The sequence below is a fragment of the Xanthomonas bonasiae genome, from assembly GCF_017163705.1.
Taxonomy (GTDB): Bacteria; Pseudomonadota; Gammaproteobacteria; order Xanthomonadales; family Xanthomonadaceae; genus Xanthomonas_A; species Xanthomonas_A bonasiae.
Window position 1 is genome coordinate 1 of sequence record NZ_JAFIWB010000014.1, and the last position, 17,706, is coordinate 17,706.

The following is a 17,706-nucleotide window of genomic DNA, read 5'->3' on the forward strand; positions in this document are numbered from 1 at the left end:
GTCGGGCATGGGGCGGGTCGCGGAAAGGTCTGCAAGGTGGTTCGCGGCAGGCCGAGGTTTCTCACGCCTGAACGGCTTCGTTCACCCGGTTTCGACATGCGGCCCGCCAAGGCGCACAATGTGCTTCTTTGCGCCTGCCGGTTCTCTGCGGCGCCTCCGGAGTCTCCCATGTCCCAAGATACCCCCGCGCCGCTGCTGTTCGCAGATCTCGGCCTCTCGCCTGCTGTGATGAAGGCCGTCGCCGATGTCGGCTACGAGTCGCCGTCGCCGATCCAGGCCGCCACCATTCCCGCGCTGCTGACCGGCCGCGACCTGCTCGGCCAGGCCCAGACCGGCACCGGCAAGACCGCCGCGTTCGCGCTGCCGATCCTGTCGCGGCTGGACTTCAACCAGCGCAAGCCGCAGGCGCTGGTGCTGGCGCCGACCCGCGAGCTGGCGATCCAGGTCGCCGAGGCGTTCCATCGCTACGCCGGCGCGATCCCCGGCTTCCAGGTGCTGCCGGTGTACGGCGGCCAGCCCTACGTGCAGCAGCTGTCGGCGCTCAAGCGCGGCGTGCACGTGGTGGTGGGCACCCCGGGACGGGTCATCGACCATCTCGAGCGCGGCACCCTGGATCTGTCGGAGCTGAAGACGCTGGTGCTGGACGAGGCCGACGAGATGCTGCGCATGGGCTTCATCGACGACGTCGAGGCGGTGCTGAAGAAGCTGCCGGCCTCGCGCCAGGTGGCGCTGTTCTCGGCGACCATGCCGACCGCGATCAAGCGCATCGCGCAGACCTATCTGAACGATCCGGCCGAAGTCATCATCGCCTCCAAGACCACCACGTCGGCGAACATCCGCCAGCGTTACTGGGCGGTCAGCGGCCTGCACAAGCTCGACGCGCTGACCCGCATCCTGGAAGTGGAACCGTTCGACGCGATGATCGTGTTCGCGCGCACCAAGGCCGCCACCGACGAACTGGCGCAGAAGCTGCAGGCGCGCGGCCTGGCCGCCGCGGCGATCAACGGCGACATCCAGCAGTCGCAGCGCGAGCGGGTGATCCAGCAGCTCAAGGACGGCAAGCTCGACATTCTGGTCGCCACCGACGTGGCCGCGCGCGGCCTGGACGTGGAGCGGATCAGCCACGTGCTGAACTACGACATCCCGTACGACACCGAAAGCTACGTGCACCGCATTGGCCGCACCGGCCGCGCCGGCCGCAGCGGCGAGGCGATCCTGTTCGTCAGCCCGCGCGAGAAGGGCATGCTGCGCGCGATCGAACGCGCCACCCGGCAGCCGATCGAAGAGATGCAGCTGCCCAGCGTCGACGCGGTCAACGACCAGCGTGTGACCCGCTTCATGGAAAAGATCAGCGAGACCATCGCCAGCGGCGGCATCGACACCTACCGCGATCTGCTGCAGCGCTTCGAGACCGAGAAGAACGTGCCGATGGTCGAAGTGGCCGCCGCGCTGGCGCGCCTGCTGCAGGGCGACACGCCGCTGCTGCTGGCGCCGGAGCGGGCGCGTCCGCCGCAGGGCGAGCGCTTCGAGCGCCCGGGCGCCGAGCGCCGCGAGCGCGCCGACCGCGGCGAGCGCAGCGAACGTCCCAAGTTCGAGCCCAAGTTCGACCGCGAGGCGCGCCCGCCGCGCCGCGACGAAGGCGAGCGCGCGCCGCGTGCGCCGCGTCCCGCGCCGGCCGGGCACGGCCCCGACTACGACTACCAGCGCGATGTCGGCAGCTTCGAGGCGCCGCGCCGCGACAAGGCGCCCAAGGCGCCGCGCGGCGAGCCGGAAGTGGGCATGGAGACCTACCGCATCGAGGTCGGCCACCAGCACGGGGTCAAGCCGGCCAACATCGTCGGCGCGATCGCCAACGAGGCCGGCCTGGAGAGCAAGTACATCGGCCGCATCGACATCCACGACGACCATTCGGTGCTGGACCTGCCGGCGGACATGCCGCGCGAACTGCTGACCCACCTGAAGAAGGTCTGGGTCTCCGGCCAGCAACTGCAGATGCGCAAGCTCGACGGCGACGACGCCGGCGCCAGCGCGCCGTTCAAGCCGAAGTTCGCGCGCGCCGCCGGCAAGCCCGGCGGCCGCCCGAACGCGGCCGGTCCGCGCCCGGCCGGCGCCGCCACCCGCATCGCCGACCGCGCCGGCGAACGCCCGCCGCGCAAGGGTCCGCCGAAGCGCTGAGGGGCCGGGATTGGGGATTGGGGATTCGGGATTCGTATCGGCTCCCTGGTCCCCTCGATCCTTCGTGCCGCTTCCGATGGCGGTAGCCCGCTTTTGCCAATCCCGAATCCCGACTCCCGAATCCCCGCTCAATGTCAGTCCGCCTCAACAAGCACATCGCCGAGACCGGCTACTGTTCGCGCCGCGAGGCCGACCGGCTGATCGCCGCGCGCCGCGTCACCGTCAACGGCCGGCCCGGCGGGGTCGGTGCGGTGGTGGGCGAGGGCGACGAGGTGCAGGTCGACGGCCAGCCATTGCGCGCGCGCGCCAAGCAGAAATCCGGCCGCCGCCACGTCTACATCGCGCTGAACAAGCCGGTCGGGGTGACCTGCACCACCGAGAGCGAGGTCAAGGGCAACATCGTCGATTTCGTCGGCCACGAGCAGCGCATCTTCCCGATCGGGCGCCTGGACAAGGAGTCCGAGGGCCTGATCCTGATGACCAGCAACGGCGACATCGTCAACGAGATCCTGCGCGCCGAGAACCGCCACCAGAAGGAATACCTGGTGGCGGTGAACAAGCCGGTCAGCGACGAGTTCCTGCGCGGCATGGCGCGCGGGGTGCGCGTGCACAACGAGACCACGTTGCCGTGCCGCACCGCGCGGATCGCCAAGTTCGGCTTCCGCATCGTGCTCGAGCAGGGCCTGAACCGGCAGATCCGGCTGATGGCCGCCGCGTTCGACTACCGCGTCACCCAGCTGCGCCGGGTACGCATCGACAACATCAAGCTCGGCGCGCTGAAGCCGGGGCAGTGGCGCAACCTCACCGAGCAGGAACTGCGCGGCCTGCTGCCGCAGCGCCAGGACTGGTAAGGCCGGCCGCGGCGCGGCTTTTCACTGGCAGTTGTGCCGAAATTGGCGATACTCCGCGGCGCATCCCGCTGCCCTGCCGCTCGCTCCCGTGATCAAGCCACGCAAGCCCGACAACGAAGCCGACCGCCTGCGCGCGCTGCATGCGCTGCAGATCCTGGATACCGAGCCGGAAGCGTCCTACGACGACCTGGTCGGCATCGCCGCCAGCCTGTGCGATACGCCGTCGGCGCTGATCTCGCTGGTCGATGACGAGCGGCAGTGGCTGAAGTCGCAGCGCAACGTCACCCTGCTCAGCACCTCGCGCGACGACTCGTTCTGCGGCCACACCATTCTCGCCCCGCAGGACGTGCTGGTGGTCGCCGACGCGGCCGCGGATCCGCGGTTCGCGTTCAACCCGCTGGTCACCGAGGTCGGCGTCCGCTTCTATGCGGGCGCACCGCTGTTGAACCGCGAGGGGCTGGCGGTGGGCGCGCTGTGCGTGCTCGACCACCGCCCGCGCACGCTCGAGCCGGAGCAGGTGGTGGCGCTGCAGGCGCTGTCGCGGCAGGTGATGCAATTGATCGAGCTGCGCCGCACCAGCCACGCGCTGGCGCTGCAACTGCGCGAACGCGAACGCTATGAGCAGCAGCTGGCCCGGTACCAGGCTTCGCTGGAATCGCTCAACGCCGACCTGCTCGAGCAATCGCGCACCGATCCGTTGACCGGGCTGTTCAACCGCCGCGCCTTCGCCACCGCGTTGATGGTCAATGCGGAGACCGCGCAGTTCGGCGCCGTGCCGCTCAGCGTGGCCTTGCTCGACCTGGACTATTTCAAGCACATCAACGATCTGCACGGCCACGACAAGGGCGACGCGGTGCTGCTGGCGCTGGCCGACATGCTGCGCGCGCAGGCGCCGGCGGGCAGCCTGGTGGCGCGCTACGGCGGCGAGGAATTCGCGATCCTGCTGCCGGGGCTGGACGCGCGCCAGGCCATGCACGAATGCGAGACGCTGCGCCAGGAAGTCTCTCTGCTGCAGCTGGGCGTACCGTTGACCGCCAGCTTCGGCGTGGCCACCCAGCAGCCGGGCGAAAACGCCGATCAGTTGCTCAAGCGCGCCGACCAGGCCCTGTACCGGGCCAAGCGCGCCGGCCGCGATTGCGTCTCGCTGGCGCAGTGAACCGCGCCGGCGGCGGGTTCAGTCCAGCGCGTTCTTCGCTTCGGAGGTCGCCAGCAGTTCCGGGTGCCGCAGCGGCTTGTCGCGGGTCAGCAACGGATGCAGGAACACCGCGCCCAGGATCACCGCCACGCCGAGGTAGAACAGCGCGGTGAGCTCCTTCTGCTCGTCCAGCAGCAGGATCGCGAACACGATCGCGTAGACCGGCTCCAGGTTGGTCACCAGCTGCACCGCGTAGGCGCTGAGGCGGCGCAGCGCGACCAGCGCCAGGGCGAACGGCAGCAGTGTGCACAGCAGCGCCAGGGCGAGCAGCAGCAAGGTGTCGTGCAGGCTCGGCAGCACCAGCAACGGGCCGCTCAGCGCCGGCAGCACGAACGGCAGCAGCGGCGCCAGCAGGGTCAGGGTCAGGGTGCCGGCGCCCAGTTCCAGCGCGGTCACGGTCAGCGGGTCGGCATGGTCGACCAGGCGCTTGTTGAGCGAGCCGAATGCGGCGACGAACAGCGCCGAGACCGCACCGACCACGACGCCGGCGCGCATCCCGTCGGGCACGCCGCCGACCACCAGCGCCACGCCCGGCAGCACCGCCAGGCCGAACACCAGTTCGCTGGGGCGGAACGGGCGCTTGGCCACCCACGGTTCGATCACCGCGGTGAACACCGGCGCCAGCGCGATGCAGGTCGCCGCCACCGAGGCGTTGGCCAATTTGATCGCGCCGTAGAAGGTCAGCCAGTGCAGGCCGACCAGGGCGCCGACCACGGCGTAGCCGAGCGCCAGCTTCGGGGTCAGTGCGGCCAGCCCGCGCCACACCCGCGGCAGCAGCGCCAGCGCCGCCACCACCATCAGCATCCGCCACCACACCAGCGGCAGCGCCGGCAGGGTGATCAGCTTGCCGAGGATCGCGGTGATTCCCCACAGCAGCACGCAGAAGTGGATTTGCAGTTGGGCTTTGGTGGTGGGGTGCAGGGGCATGGCGCCCATTGTCGCGTAAACCGCCGGCGCGGCGGACGGCGTTTTCGCCGGGGGCCCTGCAATCGCGTCGCCGGTGCCGCGTCAATCGCCGGGTGGAGCGCGCTTGGCGCGCGCACGCGCGTGCAGCGCGGTCAGCAGCGGCACCAGCAGCGAGGTCACGATCACCGAGGTCGCCACCAGCGCGGTGGCGGCCGGGGCCGCCGCACGGAACTGCGGCGCCATCGCCGCGATCAGCGCCGGCGTGGCCACCGCGGCGCCGGCGGTGCTGGAGGCGGCGATGCCGGCGCTGCCGCTGCCGCCGCCGAGCAGCCGATCGGCGAACAGCAACGGGATCCCGGTGACGACCACGACCAGCACGCCGAGCAGCACGCCGGGCACGCCGGCGCTGGCGATCACATGCAGGTCCAGCGTATTGCCCAGCGCGAAGGCGAAGAACGGGATCAGCGCGGGCACCGCTGCGGCGAACAGCGCGCGCAGCTGCGGATCCAGGTTGCCGAGCGCGAACCCCACCAGCAGCGGCAACACCGCGCCAAGGAACAGGCGCGGCTCGAACACCGCGATGCCGGCGCTGCCGAGGATCAGCATGGTCATCAACGGGCCCGATTCCAGCGACATCAGCACCACCGCACCGGCTTCGCCGGGCTTGCCGTACTGCTGCATGAGCGAGGCGAACAGCCCGCCGTTGGTCATGTCCATCGCCGCGACCAGGGCCAGCACCGAGACGCCTTTCCAGCAGCCCTGCGCGATCCCCGCCGGCGGCAGCAGCCGTGCCGCGAGCACCGCCACCAGCCAGGCCACGCCGAGCTTGGTCAGCAGCAGCACGCCCGATTGGCGCAGGATCCGGCCGCTGGCGCGCAGCCGGATCGAGGCGCCCATGCACAGGAACCACACCGCCAGGATCGGCACCACGCCGCCGATCAGGCCCTGGCTGAACGAGCCGAGGAAGGCGCCGGCCTGCGGCCATGCGCTATGGCAGGCGGCGCCGAGCAGCAGCGGCACCAGCATCATGCCGCCTGGAACGCGTTCGAGCGTGCGCTTGATCTGCATCGGGATTGGATGTCCGCTCGGGAAAAAAGGCGCGTCCGGCGCCGGCATGCGCCGGTGTCGTTCTGCGTTCCCGCTTGTACTGCAACTGCATTGCGCGAAGGGTGTCGCGGCGCGGTGCCGTCTGTGCCCGGTTCAGCCGCACGTCGCAGCGGTACTGTGCGGTCGGTCGCCTGCGCCTGCGCCTGCCCGCGCTCGCTCGCGCCGCTGCCGTGTGCTCAGCGCTTGCCGAGTTCGGCCAGCAGCGCCATCGCTGCGGCCGGATTGCGTTCCTTGGCCGCGCTGATGAAATAGACGAAGACCTCGCGCGGCTTGGCCCTGGCGGTCGGCGTGCCGGCGTGCGGCAGCGCGTCCGGATCCTCGCCGCGGCGCCAGGCCTGCGCCTGCGCCGCCCAGGCGCGCAATTCCTTGGGCGCATAGCCGTGCGCCAGTTCGGCGCGGCTGCGCATCAGCCGCGCGTAGACGAAGTCGGCGCTGAGATCGGCGAAGGAGGGGAAGTCGGGCGAATCGGTGAACACCGTGGCCACGCCGTGGCGGCGCACCAGCTCCAGCAGGCGCGGGCCGACGCAGGCCGGGTCGCGCACTTCCAGCACATGCCGCAGGCGCCGGCCGCCGGCCTGCGGCGGCAGCAGGTCCAGGAACGCGGCCAGGTCGTCGAGGTCGAGCGTGCGGCCGTGCTCGAACTGCCAGACCAACGGGCCGAGCTTGTCGCCGAGCGTGGCGATGCCGCCGACGAAATCCTCGATCTGCGCGCCGGCCGCGGCCAGCGTGCGCATGCCGGTGATGCGCTTGGGCGCCTTGGCCGAGAACAGGAAATCGGCCGGCGCCTCGTCGCGCCAACGCGCATAGGTGTCCGGCTTCTGCGTGCCGTAGTAGGTGCCGTTGATCTCGATGCTGTTGACGTGGCGGCTGGCGTATTCCAGCTCGCGGCGTTGCACCAGTCCCTGCGGGTAGAACATGCCGCCGCGCCATGGCGCATAGGTCCAGCCGCCGATGCCGACGCGGATGCCGTCCGGCGCGGACGGGGCGGAGTCGAAGAGATCGTTCATGGCATGGATGTCGGCGCGGACAGGGAGGCGAATTGTGCCGCAGCCCGCGCCGCTGCCGTGTGCATGATGCGCGCGATAACGGCGGCACGCCTGCCTGCGACGGACGCTGCCGCCGCTGCATGCGGCGCGCTACCATCCAGGCTCTGCCCGCTGCCGCGACCGACCATGCCCTGGACCACGCCCGATCTGTGCGACGCCCATCCCGAGGTGCAGGTCGCCGAACCGCTGTTCCGCAGCTACGGCGGCCACGCCGCGTTCTGCGGGCGGATCGTCACCGTGCGCTGCTTCGAGGACAACTCGCGGGTGCGCGAACTGGCGGCCACGCCCGGTGCCGGCCGCGTCATCGTCGTCGACGGGCAGGGTTCGCTGCGCTGCGCGCTGCTCGGCGACCAGATCGCCGAGAACGCGGTGCGCAACGGTTGGGCCGGGCTGTTGCTCCACGGCTGCGTACGCGACGTGGAGGCGTTGGCGGCGCTGCCGCTCGGCGTGCAGGCGCTGGCCGCGTGCCCGCGCAAGACCGAAAAACGCGGCCTGGGCGAGGTCGATGTGCCGCTGCAGTTCGCCGGCGTGGCGTTCGTGCCCGGGCACTGGCTGTACGCCGATCGCAACGGCGTGCTGGTCGCCGCGCAGGCGTTGCCCGCGGCGTGAGCGTGTCTTCTCGGCAGGACTGAAGCGCTGCCCCAGCGGTTGCGCCACGAGCGCGGCACCCGCGACGCCGCGGTGCTCCCCGGCACGCTGCGCCTGGCGGACGCGGTGCGGCTATGCAGCGGAGATCCGGCTCGCCGCCGTCGCGCCGACCCGGGCGCGCTCGGCGTCCATGTCGGCCAGCGGCCGCACCTCGATGCTGCCGAAGCGCGACCACGGGAAGTGCTTGGCGATGCGCACCGCCTCGTCGTGGTCGCGCGCATTGATCAGGTTGAACCCGGCGAGCAGTTCGCGGGTCTCGGCGAAGGGGCCGTCGGTGATGCGCAGCTGGCCCTGGCGCGAACGCAGGGTGCGGGCGCTGGCCACCGGCTGCAGTTGCTGCGCCAGCACCAGGGTGCCTTCGGCCTGCAGCGCATCGGCGTGCTGCAGGCAATCGCGCATCAGGCGGTCGTATTCCTCGGCGGGCAGGGCCTGCAGCAAGGACGCGTCGATGTAGATCAGCAGCAGGAATTGCATGGGGCGAGCGGCCGGCGGCAACGGGAAGCCCATGATCGCTCAGCGCGGCGCGGCCGCGTGTTGCGGCGCCGCATCCGAGCTCCTCGAAAACTTTTTGCGCAGGCCTGTCGATTTCCGTCTTCCCCGCGCGTCGTACCCAATGCACGGCCCGCCAGCGGCCGCACCCAGGGAGAACGCGATGAAAGTGATGGTATTGGTCAAGGCGACCGCCGACTCGGAGGCCGGGCGCTTGCCCAGCGAGGACGCGTGGCGGGCGATGGGCGCCTACAACGATCAGTTGGCCGAGGCCGGGATCCTGCTCGCCGCCGAAGGCCTGCAGCCCAGTTCGCGCGGCCGCCGTGTGCGTTTCGAGCCGCAGCGGCGGCAGGCGGTCGACGGTCCGTTCGCCGCGACGGGCGACTTGGTGGCCGGGTTCTGGCTGTGGCAGGTGCGCTCGCTGGACGAGGCCACCGAGTGGCTCAAGCGCGCCCCGTTCGAGGCCGGCACCGAGGTCGAAGTGCGCCCGTTGATGGACCTGCAGGAACTGGGCGAGGCCCTCCCTCCCGATCTGCTGCAGGCCCGGCAGCGCCGCCTGCGCGCGTGCACCCCCGGCTGAGCGACACCACCACTGCCACCACCGCAAGGAGAAATCCCGATGAAACTGATTCCGTTCCTGAGCTTCGACGGCTGCACCCACGAGGCGATGGCGTTCTACGCGCAGGCCCTGGGCGGCAGCGTCGTGTCGGAAATGACCTATCGCGACATGCCGCCCAGCGACAACATGGACGGCTGCGGCGAGATGCCCCCGGACACGCTGGACCAGGTCGCGCACAGCCAGCTCGAAGCCGGCGGCGCGGTGCTGATGGCGGCCGACAGCCACGCCGCGCAGGGCGCCGGCACCACCACCATCAACGTCGAGGTGGATTCGGTGGAGGAGGCCGAACGGGTGTTCGCCGCGCTGGGCGCCGGCGGCCAGGTCGGCATGCCGCTCGCCGAGACGTTCTGGGCGCAGCGCTGGGGCATGCTGGTCGATCGCTACGGCAAGCCGTGGATGGTCAACTGCATGAAACAGCCGTGATTCCCACGCATTCCTGTATGCCCTCGATCGAGAAACGCCGCCATGTCCGATGTGCCGCAGATGATCTTCGTCAACCTCCCGGTCCGCGATCTGGAGGCCTCCAAGGCCTTCTTCGCTGCGTTGGGCTACGCCTTCAATCCGACCTTCACCGACCAGAATGCGGCCTGCATGATCGTCAGCGACAGCATCTTCGTGATGCTGCTGACCGAGCCGTTCTTCGCCGGCTTCACCAGCAAGCCGATCAGCGATGCGCGTGTGCGCACCGAGGTCATCACCGCCTTGTCGGCACCCAGCCGCGCCGCGGTCGATGCGTTGCTGGGAAAAGCGCTGGCCGCCGGCGCGCGCGAGCCGCAGCCGCCGCGCGACTACGGTTTCATGTACCAGCGCGGCTTCGAGGATCCCGATGGCCACCTGTGGGAGATCGCGCACATGAGCGCCGCGCCGGGCTGAGCGCGGCGGCCGCCGCAGCTTGTGCCGCGGCGCATCCGGTGCTCTGATTCCGTGCATGGAGACCGCGTTCGCGCAACGCCTGGAGACGGTCTGGCGCATGGAGGCGCCGGGCCTGATCGCGCGCCTGTCCCGGCTGCTCGGCGGCGACGTCGGCCGTGCCGAGGAACTGGTCCAGGACACCTGGCTGGCCGCGCTGGAGCGCTGGCCCGCGCAGGGCATTCCCGACAACCCCGGAGCGTGGCTGATGACCACCGCGCGCAATCGCGCCATCGACGTGCTGCGCCAGCACCAGCGCATCGCCGGTCAGCACGCGCAGTGGGGCGAGGCGCTGCAGCCGCAGGCGCTGCCCGCGCCGGACGACAGCGACGCGTTGCAGGACGACATCGGCGACGACCTGCTGCGGCTGATGTTCGTGGCCTGCCATCCGCTGCTGCCGGCCGACGCGCGGGTGGCGCTGACCCTGCGCCTGCTCGGCGGCCTGACCACCGAGGAGATCGCGCGCGCGTTCCTGCTGCCGGAGCCGACCATCGCGCAGCGCATCGTCCGCGCCAAGCGCACCCTGGCGCAGAAGCGGGTGCCGTTCGAGGTGCCGCGGCAGGCGGCGCTGCGACAGCGCCTGGCATCGGTGCTGGAAGTGGTCTACCTGGTGTTCAACGAAGGCTATGCGGCCAGCGCCGGCGACGACTGGATGCGTCCGGCGCTGTGCGAGGAGGCGCTGCGGCTGGGCCGGGTGCTGGCGCATCGGTTGCCGGCGTGGCCGCAGGTGCATGGGCTGCTGGCGCTGATGGAACTGCAGGCCTCGCGCAGCGCTGCGCGGGTGCGCGCCGACGGCAGCCCGGTGCTGTTGCCGGAGCAGGACCGGGCGCGCTGGGACTGGCTGCAGATCGCGCGCGGCCAGGACGCGCTGCGGCGCGCGCAGGCGCTGGGCGGCGGCGACGACGCCTACGTGCTGCAGGCGGCCATCGCCGAATGCCATGCCTGCGCGCGCCGCGCCGAGGACACCGACTGGACGCGGCTGGCGGCGCTGTACGCGCGGCTGGCGCAACGGCATCCCTCGCCGGTGGTGGAGCTCAACCGCGCGGTGGCGGTGGCGCGTGCCGAGGGCGCGGCTGCGGCCTGGGCCTTGCTGCAGCCCTTGCGCGAGGATCCGCGGCTGCGCGACTACGCGCCGCTGGCAGCGGCCTGCGGCGATGTGCTGCAGCGCCTGGGCCGCACCGACGAGGCGCGCGCGGCCTTCGCGCAGGCCGCCGCGCTCACCGCCAACACGCGTGAGCGGCAGGCGCTGCTGGCGCGGGCGGCGGCACTGTAGCGCGGCACTGCCGCGCATGCCGCCGGCTGTCCTACACTCCGTGCTGCGCTGGCGCGGGGTGGGGCGGCGCATGCGGCATCGCTGCGCTGCGGACGAGGTCCGCCGCAGGGGTGCCGCCTCGCCTCACTGCCGGATCGCCCTGCGGTTTGACGGCTGGCATGGTGGTTGGCGATGCGGCCTGCGCCGCGCCGCGGACGTAAGCCGCGGTACTGCGCCGGCTTGGTTCTTTTTCGGTTTTTTCTGCGAGGAGCGACGGATTTGAAGACGATGTCGATGGGCTGCGGCCTGTTGTTGGCGATGACCGCCACCGCGCAGGCGCAGGCGCCCGCTCAGGTGGACGCCGCATTGCCGCCTGCGCTGCAGGACCTGGATACGCGGGTCGAGCGCGTGCGCAAGCAGTTCGACGTGCCCGGCATCGCCATCGCCATCGTCAAGGACGGGCAGGTGGTGCTGGAGCGCGGCTACGGCGTGCGCGAACTCGGCAAGCCCGAGCCGGTGGACGCGCAGACCCTGTTCGCGATCGCCTCCAACACCAAGGCGTTCACCGCCGCGTCGCTGTCGATCCTGGCCGACGAGGGCAAGCTCGCGCTCGACGACCGGGTGATCGAGCACCTGCCGTGGTTCCAGATGGCCGATCCCTACGTGACCCGCGAGATGCGCGTGCGCGACCTGCTCAGCCACCGCAGCGGACTGAGCCTGGGCGCCGGCGACCTGTTGTTCTGGCCGGCGACCAGCTACAGCAACGAGGAGGTGGTGCGGCGCCTGGCGCAGGTGCCGCTGAAGGGCGGCTTCCGCGACCGCTATGCCTACGACAACATCCTCTACGCAGTGGCGCAGAAGGTGATCGAGCAGGTTTCCGGGCAGTCCTACGCCGAGTTCGTGCGCCAGCGCATCTTCGTGCCGGTGGGCATGAGCGGCGCGCGCATCAACAGCGACCATCTGCAGCCGGGCGACCGCGCGGCGGTCGGCCATGCCAAGTTCGATTTCCGCGACCTGCGCCCGGTGCCGCCGCTGACCTGGTCGAACAATTCCGGCGCCGGCGGCATCTACGCCAGCGTGCACGACATGGCCAAGTGGATGCAGGTGCAGCTCGACGGCGGTCGCCTGCCGTCGGCCGACGGCCAGGAGCGGCGCCTGTTCAGCGCGCAGCGGCAGCAGGAGATGTGGCAGGTGATCACCCCGATCGCCATCGCCGAACCGAGCGTGCCGCAACTGCTGCCGGCCAAGCCCAACTTCGCCGGCTACGGCGAGGGCTGGAGCCTGAGCGACTACCGCGGGCACAAGCTGGTCTGGCACACCGGCGGCTGGCCGGGCATGGTGTCGCGGCTGACCCTGCTGCCGGAGCAGAAGCTGGGCGTGATCGTGCTGACCAACCAGGAAGTGGGCGCGGCTTTCAACGCGCTCACCCTGCAGGTGCTTGACGCCTACCTGGGCGCGCCGGCGACCGACTGGACCGCCGCCTATGCCGCCGCGGTGGCCAAGGCCGACGCGAAGGCCGACGAGGACTGGCACAAGCACCAGGCTGCGCGCGATGCCACCTCCAAGCCGTCGCTGCCGCTGGCCGGCTATGCAGGGACCTATCGCGATCCGTGGTACGGCGAGGTGGCGATCGTGCAGCGCGGCAAGCAGCTTGAACTGCGTTTCAGCAAGACCGCGCAACTGGTCGGCACGCTGGAGCACTGGCAGCACGACACCTTCATCGTGCGCTGGCGCGACCGTTCGCTCAATGCCGACGCCTTCGTCAATTTCGCGCTGACCCCCGACGGCAAGGTGCGCGAGGTGCGCATGGAAGCGATCTCGCCGCTGACCGATTTCAGCTTCGATTTCCAGGACCTGTTGTTGACCCCGGTGGCCGCCGCGTCGTGAACGAGGCCGTGGCGATACTCTCGCACGTGCATCTCGGGGTGAACGACTTCCCGGCCGCGTTCGCGTTCTATGCGCCGCTGTTGCAGGCGTTGGGGCTGCAGCTGAAATTCCGCGACGACGCGCGCGGCTGGGCCGGCTGGACCGCGGCGGACGCGCCGCGGCCGCTGCTGCTGATCGGCCGTGCCTTCGACGGCCAGCCGGCGACCCCGGGCAACGGGCAGATGCTCGCATTGCAGGCGGCGAACCGGGCGCTGGTGGATCGTTGCCATGCGCTGGCGTTGTCACAGGGCGGACGCTGCGAAGGCGCGCCCGCACTGCGCACGCACTACCACCCGCACTATTACGGCGCGTACTTCCGCGACCTGGACGGCAACAAGCTGTGCGTGTGCTGCCATGGCACGGAATGAGCACCGTGGCTGCGACGATGCCGCGGGCCGCCGTCCCCGGTGCAGGTGCGCGGCGCAGGAAACAAGTGCCGATCGCCAGGCCAGCTGTAGGAGCGGCTTCAGCCGCGACCTGGAAACCGGAAGACCTGAGGCTCCGTCAGTAGTCGGGACTGAAGTCCCTCCCACAAGAGGCAGGTCGGCGTGCGGATAGCCTTCGCCACGCACCGCTTTTTTGTAGGAGCGGCTTCAGCCGCGACTTTGAAGCCGGAAGGCCTGCGGCCCCGGCAGCAGTCGGGACTGAAGCCTCTCCCACAAGAAGCAGGTCGGCGTGCGGATAGCCTTCGACGCGCACCGCTTTTTTGTAGGAGCGGCTTCAGCCGCGACCTCGAAACCGGAAGGCCTGCGGCTCCGGCAGCAGTCGGGACGGAAGTCCCTCCCACAAGAAGCCTGGCCGGACGTGCGGATAGCCTCCGACACGCACAGCTTTTTGTAGGAGCGGCTTCAGCCGCGACATCGAAGCCAGAGCGCCTGTGGCTCCGGCAGCAATCGGGACGGAAGTCCTTCCTGCAAGAAACCATATAGCGGCAGCACCGTTCCCACAGTTACTCGTGCAGCGCCAGGTGACCGCGATCGATCATGCCGCGTCGGTACCGGTATCGCCGCGCACCAGCGCGAAACCCTCGTCCAGCCAGCCGGTGACGCCGCCGATCATCAGCTTCACCGGGCGTTGCAGCGCGGCCAGGCGCAAGGCCGCCTTGTCGGCACCGTTGCAGTGCGGGCCGGCGCAATACACCACGAACAGGGTGTCGGCCGGATAGGCGGACAGCTTGCCCTGCACGATCTTGGCGTGCGACAGGTTGCGCGCGCCCGGCAGGTGGCCCTGTGCGTACAGCGCGGGGGAACGAACGTCGAGCAGGACGAAGCCGGCGTCGGCGCCGGACATCGCGGCGTGCACGTCCCAGCAGTCGGTCTCCAGCGAGCGCTTGGCGGCGAAATGGCGCAGCGCGTCGGCGCTGGAGGCGGCAGGTGTCTGCAGCACGGGGTTCGGCATGGGCGTGTCCTCGCGGTGGGAGCGGACAGTGTGCCGCCGGCGCCACCGCGGCTACACTGGCAGGATTGACGAACATCGGTCATTTTCTGCCATGACGAAAACGCCGCCCTACGTGGTCGCGCTGGCCTATCCGAACCTGTGCCTGTTCGAGTTCGGCATCGCCGCCGAGCTGTTCGGCCTGCAGCGGCCGGAACTGGACCTGCCCTGGTACCGCTTCGGCGTGGCGATGACCGCGCGCAAGGTGCACAGCGGCATCGGTGGGCTGCGGGTCGCCGCCGACGGCGGTCTGGAACTGTTGCGCAAGGCGCATACGATCGTGGTGCCGGGCTGGAGCGGGCCGGCGGTGTTGCCCGGCGCCGCCTTGAAGGCGGCCCTGTGCGCGGCGCATGCCCGCGGCGCGCGGTTGCTGTCGATCTGCTCGGGCGCGTTCCTGCTCGGCCATTGCGGGTTGCTCGACGGGCGCAGGGCGACCACGCATTGGCGTTACGCGCAGCAGTTCCAGGACCGCTTTCCGGCCAGCACGCTGGTCTGCGATGCGCTGTACGTGGAAGACGGCCGTATCGTGACCTCGGCCGGCAGCGCCGCGGGCATCGATGCCGGCCTGCATCTGATCCGCAGCGACTTCGGCACCGCCGTGGCCAACCGCGTGGCGCAGCGCCTGGTGATGCTGCCGCACCGCGAGGGCGGGCAACGCCAGTTCGTCGCCAGCCCGGTCGCCGCGCCGCGCAGCCATCCGTTCGACGGCGTGTTCGACTGGGCGCGGCAGCAGTTGCACGCCGGTATCGGCGCCGCGGACCTGGCCCGGGCGGCGGCGATGAGCGAACGCAACTTCTACCGCCGCTTCAAGGCCGCGATCGGTACCACCCCCGCGCATTGGCTGCAGCAGGAGCGAGTGCGCGCGGCGAAAGCCTTGCTGGAGGACGGACGGCTGGATCTGGAGCGGGTAGCCGCGGCCTGCGGTTTCGAGACGCTGGAGGCGTTCCGGGCCGCGTTCCGGCGCCATGTGGGCGTGGCGCCTTCGGTGTACCGCAGCGGCTTCGGGCAGTTCGCCTGAGGCCTGAACGCGTGCGCAGGCCGCGCCGCCCGGCGCGAACGCACATGGCGAGGACACCGGCATCGGCTACGCTGCGCGTCTTGCAAGAGGATGGTCCGCAATGTTCCGCTGGTTCGAGTCGCTGATTCCCGTATTCCCCGAGATCGATCCGCGCACGCCGCCGCGCGGAGTGTGGCGCTTCTACGCGTTCTACCTGCGCCCGGTATGGCCGGTGTTCGCCGCCACGCTAGTGGCCGGGCTGCTGCTGGCGCTGGTCGAAGTGGCGATGTTCGATTTCCTCGCCCGCATCGTCGATCTGGTCGCCGAGGCGCCGGGGCCGGACTTCTTCGCGCGCCACCGCGACGAACTGCTGTGGATGGCCGCCATCACCCTGGTCGCGCGGCCGCTGCTGACCGGGCTGCACAACCTGCTGGTCAACCAGGCGATCATGCCCGGGCTGAGCAACCGCACGCGCTGGCTGATGCACAACTACGTGGTGCGGCAGAGCCTGAATTTCTTCCAGAACGATTTCGCCGGGCGCATCGCCAACCGGGTCATGCAGACCGGCACCTCGCTGCGCGAATCGGCGGTGCAGATGGTCGATGCGCTGTGGTACATCCTGGTCTACACCGGCACCGCGCTGTACCTGTTCGCGCAGGCCGACGCGCGGCTGATGCTGCCGCTGATCGGCTGGCTGGTCGCGTACGTGGCGCTGATGGCGTACTTCGTGCCGCGCATGCAGCAGCGCGCGTGGATCGCCTCGGAGGCGCGCTCCAAGGCGATGGGCCGCATCGTCGACGGCTACACCAACATCGCCACGCTGAAGCTGTTCGCGCATGCCAGGCGCGAAGAGGCCTACGTGCGCGAGTCGATCCAGGAACTGGCGGTCAAGCACCGCGGGCAGACCCGGATGACCACTGCCATGGATTTCTCGATCGCGGCGCTGAACGGCTTCCTGATCGTCGGCACCTGCGCGCTGGCGCTGTGGCTGTGGAGCCAGGGCCGGATCAGCGTCGGCGCGATCACCCTGGCCACCGGGCTGGTGATCCGCATCCACAACATGTCCGGCTGGATCATGTGGGTGGTCAACGGCATCTTCGAAGACATCGGCACCGTGCAGGACGGCATGGAAAGCGTGGCCCAGCCGATCCAGGTGCAGGATCGCGCCGATGCGCAGGCGCTGCAGGTCAGCCGCGGCGAGGTGCGCTTCGAGCACATCCATTTCCACTACGGCAAACGCGGCGGGGTCATCGCCGGGCTCGACCTGCAGGTGCGCCCGGGCGAGAAGATCGGCCTGGTGGGGCCGTCCGGCGCCGGCAAATCGACCCTGGTCAACGTGCTGCTGCGGCTGTACGACCTGGAGAGCGGACGCATCCTGATCGACGGCCAGGACATCGCCACGGTGACCCAGGAAAGCCTGCGCGGGCAGATCGGCCTGGTCACCCAGGACACCTCGCTGCTGCACCGCTCGATCCGCGACAACCTGCTGTACGGCCGCCCCGACGCCAGCGAGGCGCAACTGCTGGCAGCCGTGCGCAAGGCGCGCGCCGACGGCTTCATCGACGCGCTGCGCGACGGCGAAGGCCGCAGCGGCTACGACGCGCACGTGGGCGAACGCGGGGTCAAGCTGTCCGGCGGCCAGCGCCAGCGCATCGCCATCGCCCGGGTGCTGCTGAAGGACGCGCCGATCCTGGTGCTGGACGAAGCCACCTCGGCGCTGGATTCGGAAGTGGAGGCGGCGATCCAGGACAGCCTGGACGAACTGATGGCGGGCAAGACGGTGATCGCGATCGCGCACCGGCTCTCGACCATCGCGCGCATGGACCGGCTGGTGGTCATGGACCAGGGCGCGATCGTCGAAACCGGCACCCATGCCGAACTGGTCGCGCGCGGCGGCCTGTACGCACGGCTGTGGGCGCGGCAGACCGGCGGATTCGTCGGAGCGCGCTAGCGCGCGGCGTTACCGCATTCGCGCTAACGCCCCCACAGTTTGCTGCGCAAACCGCGGGCCCCGGCTCATCACCTTCCAGATCCCCCGCGCCTATCGGCGCGGCCCCCCTTGACTCAAGGGGGGCTGTTCTCCAGACAGATTGCGTGAAGGCATGAGGTGCGAGGGGCTGCTTCTACGAATCCCCACTCCCGAATCCCGAAT

At 70.3% G+C, this 17,706-nt stretch carries 17 protein-coding genes; 12 read left to right on the plus strand and 5 right to left on the minus strand.

The window, feature by feature from the left end; genetic code table 11:
* Positions 1-168: 168 nt before the first annotated feature.
* The 3 genes from JR064_RS13005 (at position 169) to JR064_RS13015 (ending at position 4,182) form a co-directional block, all read left to right on the plus strand.
* A complete protein-coding gene (locus tag JR064_RS13005; protein WP_206229982.1) occupies positions 169-2,175 on the plus strand; it encodes a DEAD/DEAH box helicase in 2,007 nt (668 codons plus the stop codon).
* 131 nt (positions 2,176-2,306) lie between these two features.
* Positions 2,307-3,026: a pseudouridine synthase gene (locus tag JR064_RS13010; protein ID WP_206229983.1), complete on the plus strand. Its 720-nt coding sequence runs from the start codon at positions 2,307-2,309 to the stop codon at positions 3,024-3,026.
* Positions 3,027-3,114: 88 nt separating this feature from the next.
* A complete protein-coding gene (locus tag JR064_RS13015; protein ID WP_206229984.1) occupies positions 3,115-4,182 on the plus strand; it encodes a diguanylate cyclase in 1,068 nt (355 codons plus the stop codon).
* 18 nt (positions 4,183-4,200) lie between these two features.
* On the opposite strand, the gene JR064_RS13020 is transcribed toward JR064_RS13015, so the two are convergent.
* The 3 genes from JR064_RS13020 to JR064_RS13030 all read right to left on the minus strand — a co-directional run bounded on the left by JR064_RS13020 (position 4,201) and on the right by JR064_RS13030 (position 7,241).
* On the minus strand, positions 4,201-5,148 hold the full coding sequence (locus JR064_RS13020; protein WP_179565953.1) for a DMT family transporter: 948 nt from the start codon (positions 5,146-5,148) through the stop codon (positions 4,201-4,203).
* 81 nt (positions 5,149-5,229) lie between these two features.
* Positions 5,230-6,195, minus strand: coding sequence for a 2-keto-3-deoxygluconate transporter (gene kdgT, locus JR064_RS13025; RefSeq protein ID WP_179565951.1), 966 nt, complete (start codon positions 6,193-6,195; stop codon positions 5,230-5,232).
* 215 nt (positions 6,196-6,410) lie between these two features.
* Entirely contained in the window at positions 6,411-7,241 is an 831-nt protein-coding gene (locus JR064_RS13030) for a DUF72 domain-containing protein (RefSeq protein WP_206229985.1), read from the minus strand.
* A gap of 165 nt (positions 7,242-7,406) precedes the next feature.
* Here JR064_RS13030 and rraA point away from each other — a divergent pair, with 165 nt between their 5' ends.
* Positions 7,407-7,889, plus strand: coding sequence for a ribonuclease E activity regulator RraA (gene rraA, locus JR064_RS13035; RefSeq protein WP_206229986.1), 483 nt, complete (start codon positions 7,407-7,409; stop codon positions 7,887-7,889).
* A gap of 111 nt (positions 7,890-8,000) precedes the next feature.
* On the opposite strand, the gene JR064_RS13040 is transcribed toward rraA, so the two are convergent.
* On the minus strand, positions 8,001-8,402 hold the full coding sequence (locus JR064_RS13040) for a YciI family protein (RefSeq protein ID WP_206229987.1): 402 nt from the start codon (positions 8,400-8,402) through the stop codon (positions 8,001-8,003).
* A gap of 178 nt (positions 8,403-8,580) precedes the next feature.
* Here JR064_RS13040 and JR064_RS13045 point away from each other — a divergent pair, with 178 nt between their 5' ends.
* The 6 genes from JR064_RS13045 (at position 8,581) to JR064_RS13070 (ending at position 13,491) form a co-directional block, all read left to right on the plus strand.
* Positions 8,581-8,997 (plus strand): YciI family protein, encoded by a 417-nt coding sequence (locus JR064_RS13045; protein WP_206229988.1) that lies wholly within the window; start codon positions 8,581-8,583, stop codon positions 8,995-8,997.
* Between the two features lie 39 nt (positions 8,998-9,036).
* A complete protein-coding gene (locus JR064_RS13050; RefSeq protein ID WP_206229989.1) occupies positions 9,037-9,459 on the plus strand; it encodes a VOC family protein in 423 nt (140 codons plus the stop codon).
* 42 nt (positions 9,460-9,501) lie between these two features.
* Positions 9,502-9,909, plus strand: a complete 408-nt coding sequence (locus JR064_RS13055) for a VOC family protein (RefSeq protein WP_241093040.1) — start codon at positions 9,502-9,504, stop codon at positions 9,907-9,909.
* 55 nt (positions 9,910-9,964) lie between these two features.
* Positions 9,965-11,218 (plus strand): RNA polymerase sigma factor, encoded by a 1,254-nt coding sequence (locus JR064_RS13060; RefSeq protein WP_206229990.1) that lies wholly within the window; start codon positions 9,965-9,967, stop codon positions 11,216-11,218.
* Positions 11,219-11,491: 273 nt separating this feature from the next.
* Positions 11,492-13,084, plus strand: a complete 1,593-nt coding sequence (locus tag JR064_RS13065; protein ID WP_484607060.1) for a serine hydrolase — start codon at positions 11,492-11,494, stop codon at positions 13,082-13,084.
* Entirely contained in the window at positions 13,081-13,491 is a 411-nt protein-coding gene (locus tag JR064_RS13070; protein ID WP_206229992.1) for a VOC family protein, read from the plus strand. Before JR064_RS13065 ends, JR064_RS13070 begins: the two co-directional genes overlap by 4 nt.
* A 613-nt stretch (positions 13,492-14,104) precedes the next feature.
* Here JR064_RS13070 and JR064_RS13075 read toward each other — a convergent pair.
* Positions 14,105-14,521: a rhodanese-like domain-containing protein gene (locus JR064_RS13075; RefSeq protein WP_206229993.1), complete on the minus strand. Its 417-nt coding sequence runs from the start codon at positions 14,519-14,521 to the stop codon at positions 14,105-14,107.
* A gap of 91 nt (positions 14,522-14,612) precedes the next feature.
* Between JR064_RS13075 and JR064_RS13080 the strand changes: the two genes are divergently transcribed.
* Positions 14,613-15,575 carry a helix-turn-helix domain-containing protein gene (locus tag JR064_RS13080; protein ID WP_179565931.1) on the plus strand — a complete coding sequence of 321 codons (963 nt, stop codon included), beginning with the start codon at positions 14,613-14,615 and terminating at the stop codon, positions 15,573-15,575.
* 100 nt (positions 15,576-15,675) lie between these two features.
* A complete protein-coding gene (locus JR064_RS13085) occupies positions 15,676-17,505 on the plus strand; it encodes an ABC transporter ATP-binding protein (RefSeq protein ID WP_206229995.1) in 1,830 nt (609 codons plus the stop codon).
* The last annotated feature ends 201 nt before the right edge of the window (positions 17,506-17,706 follow it).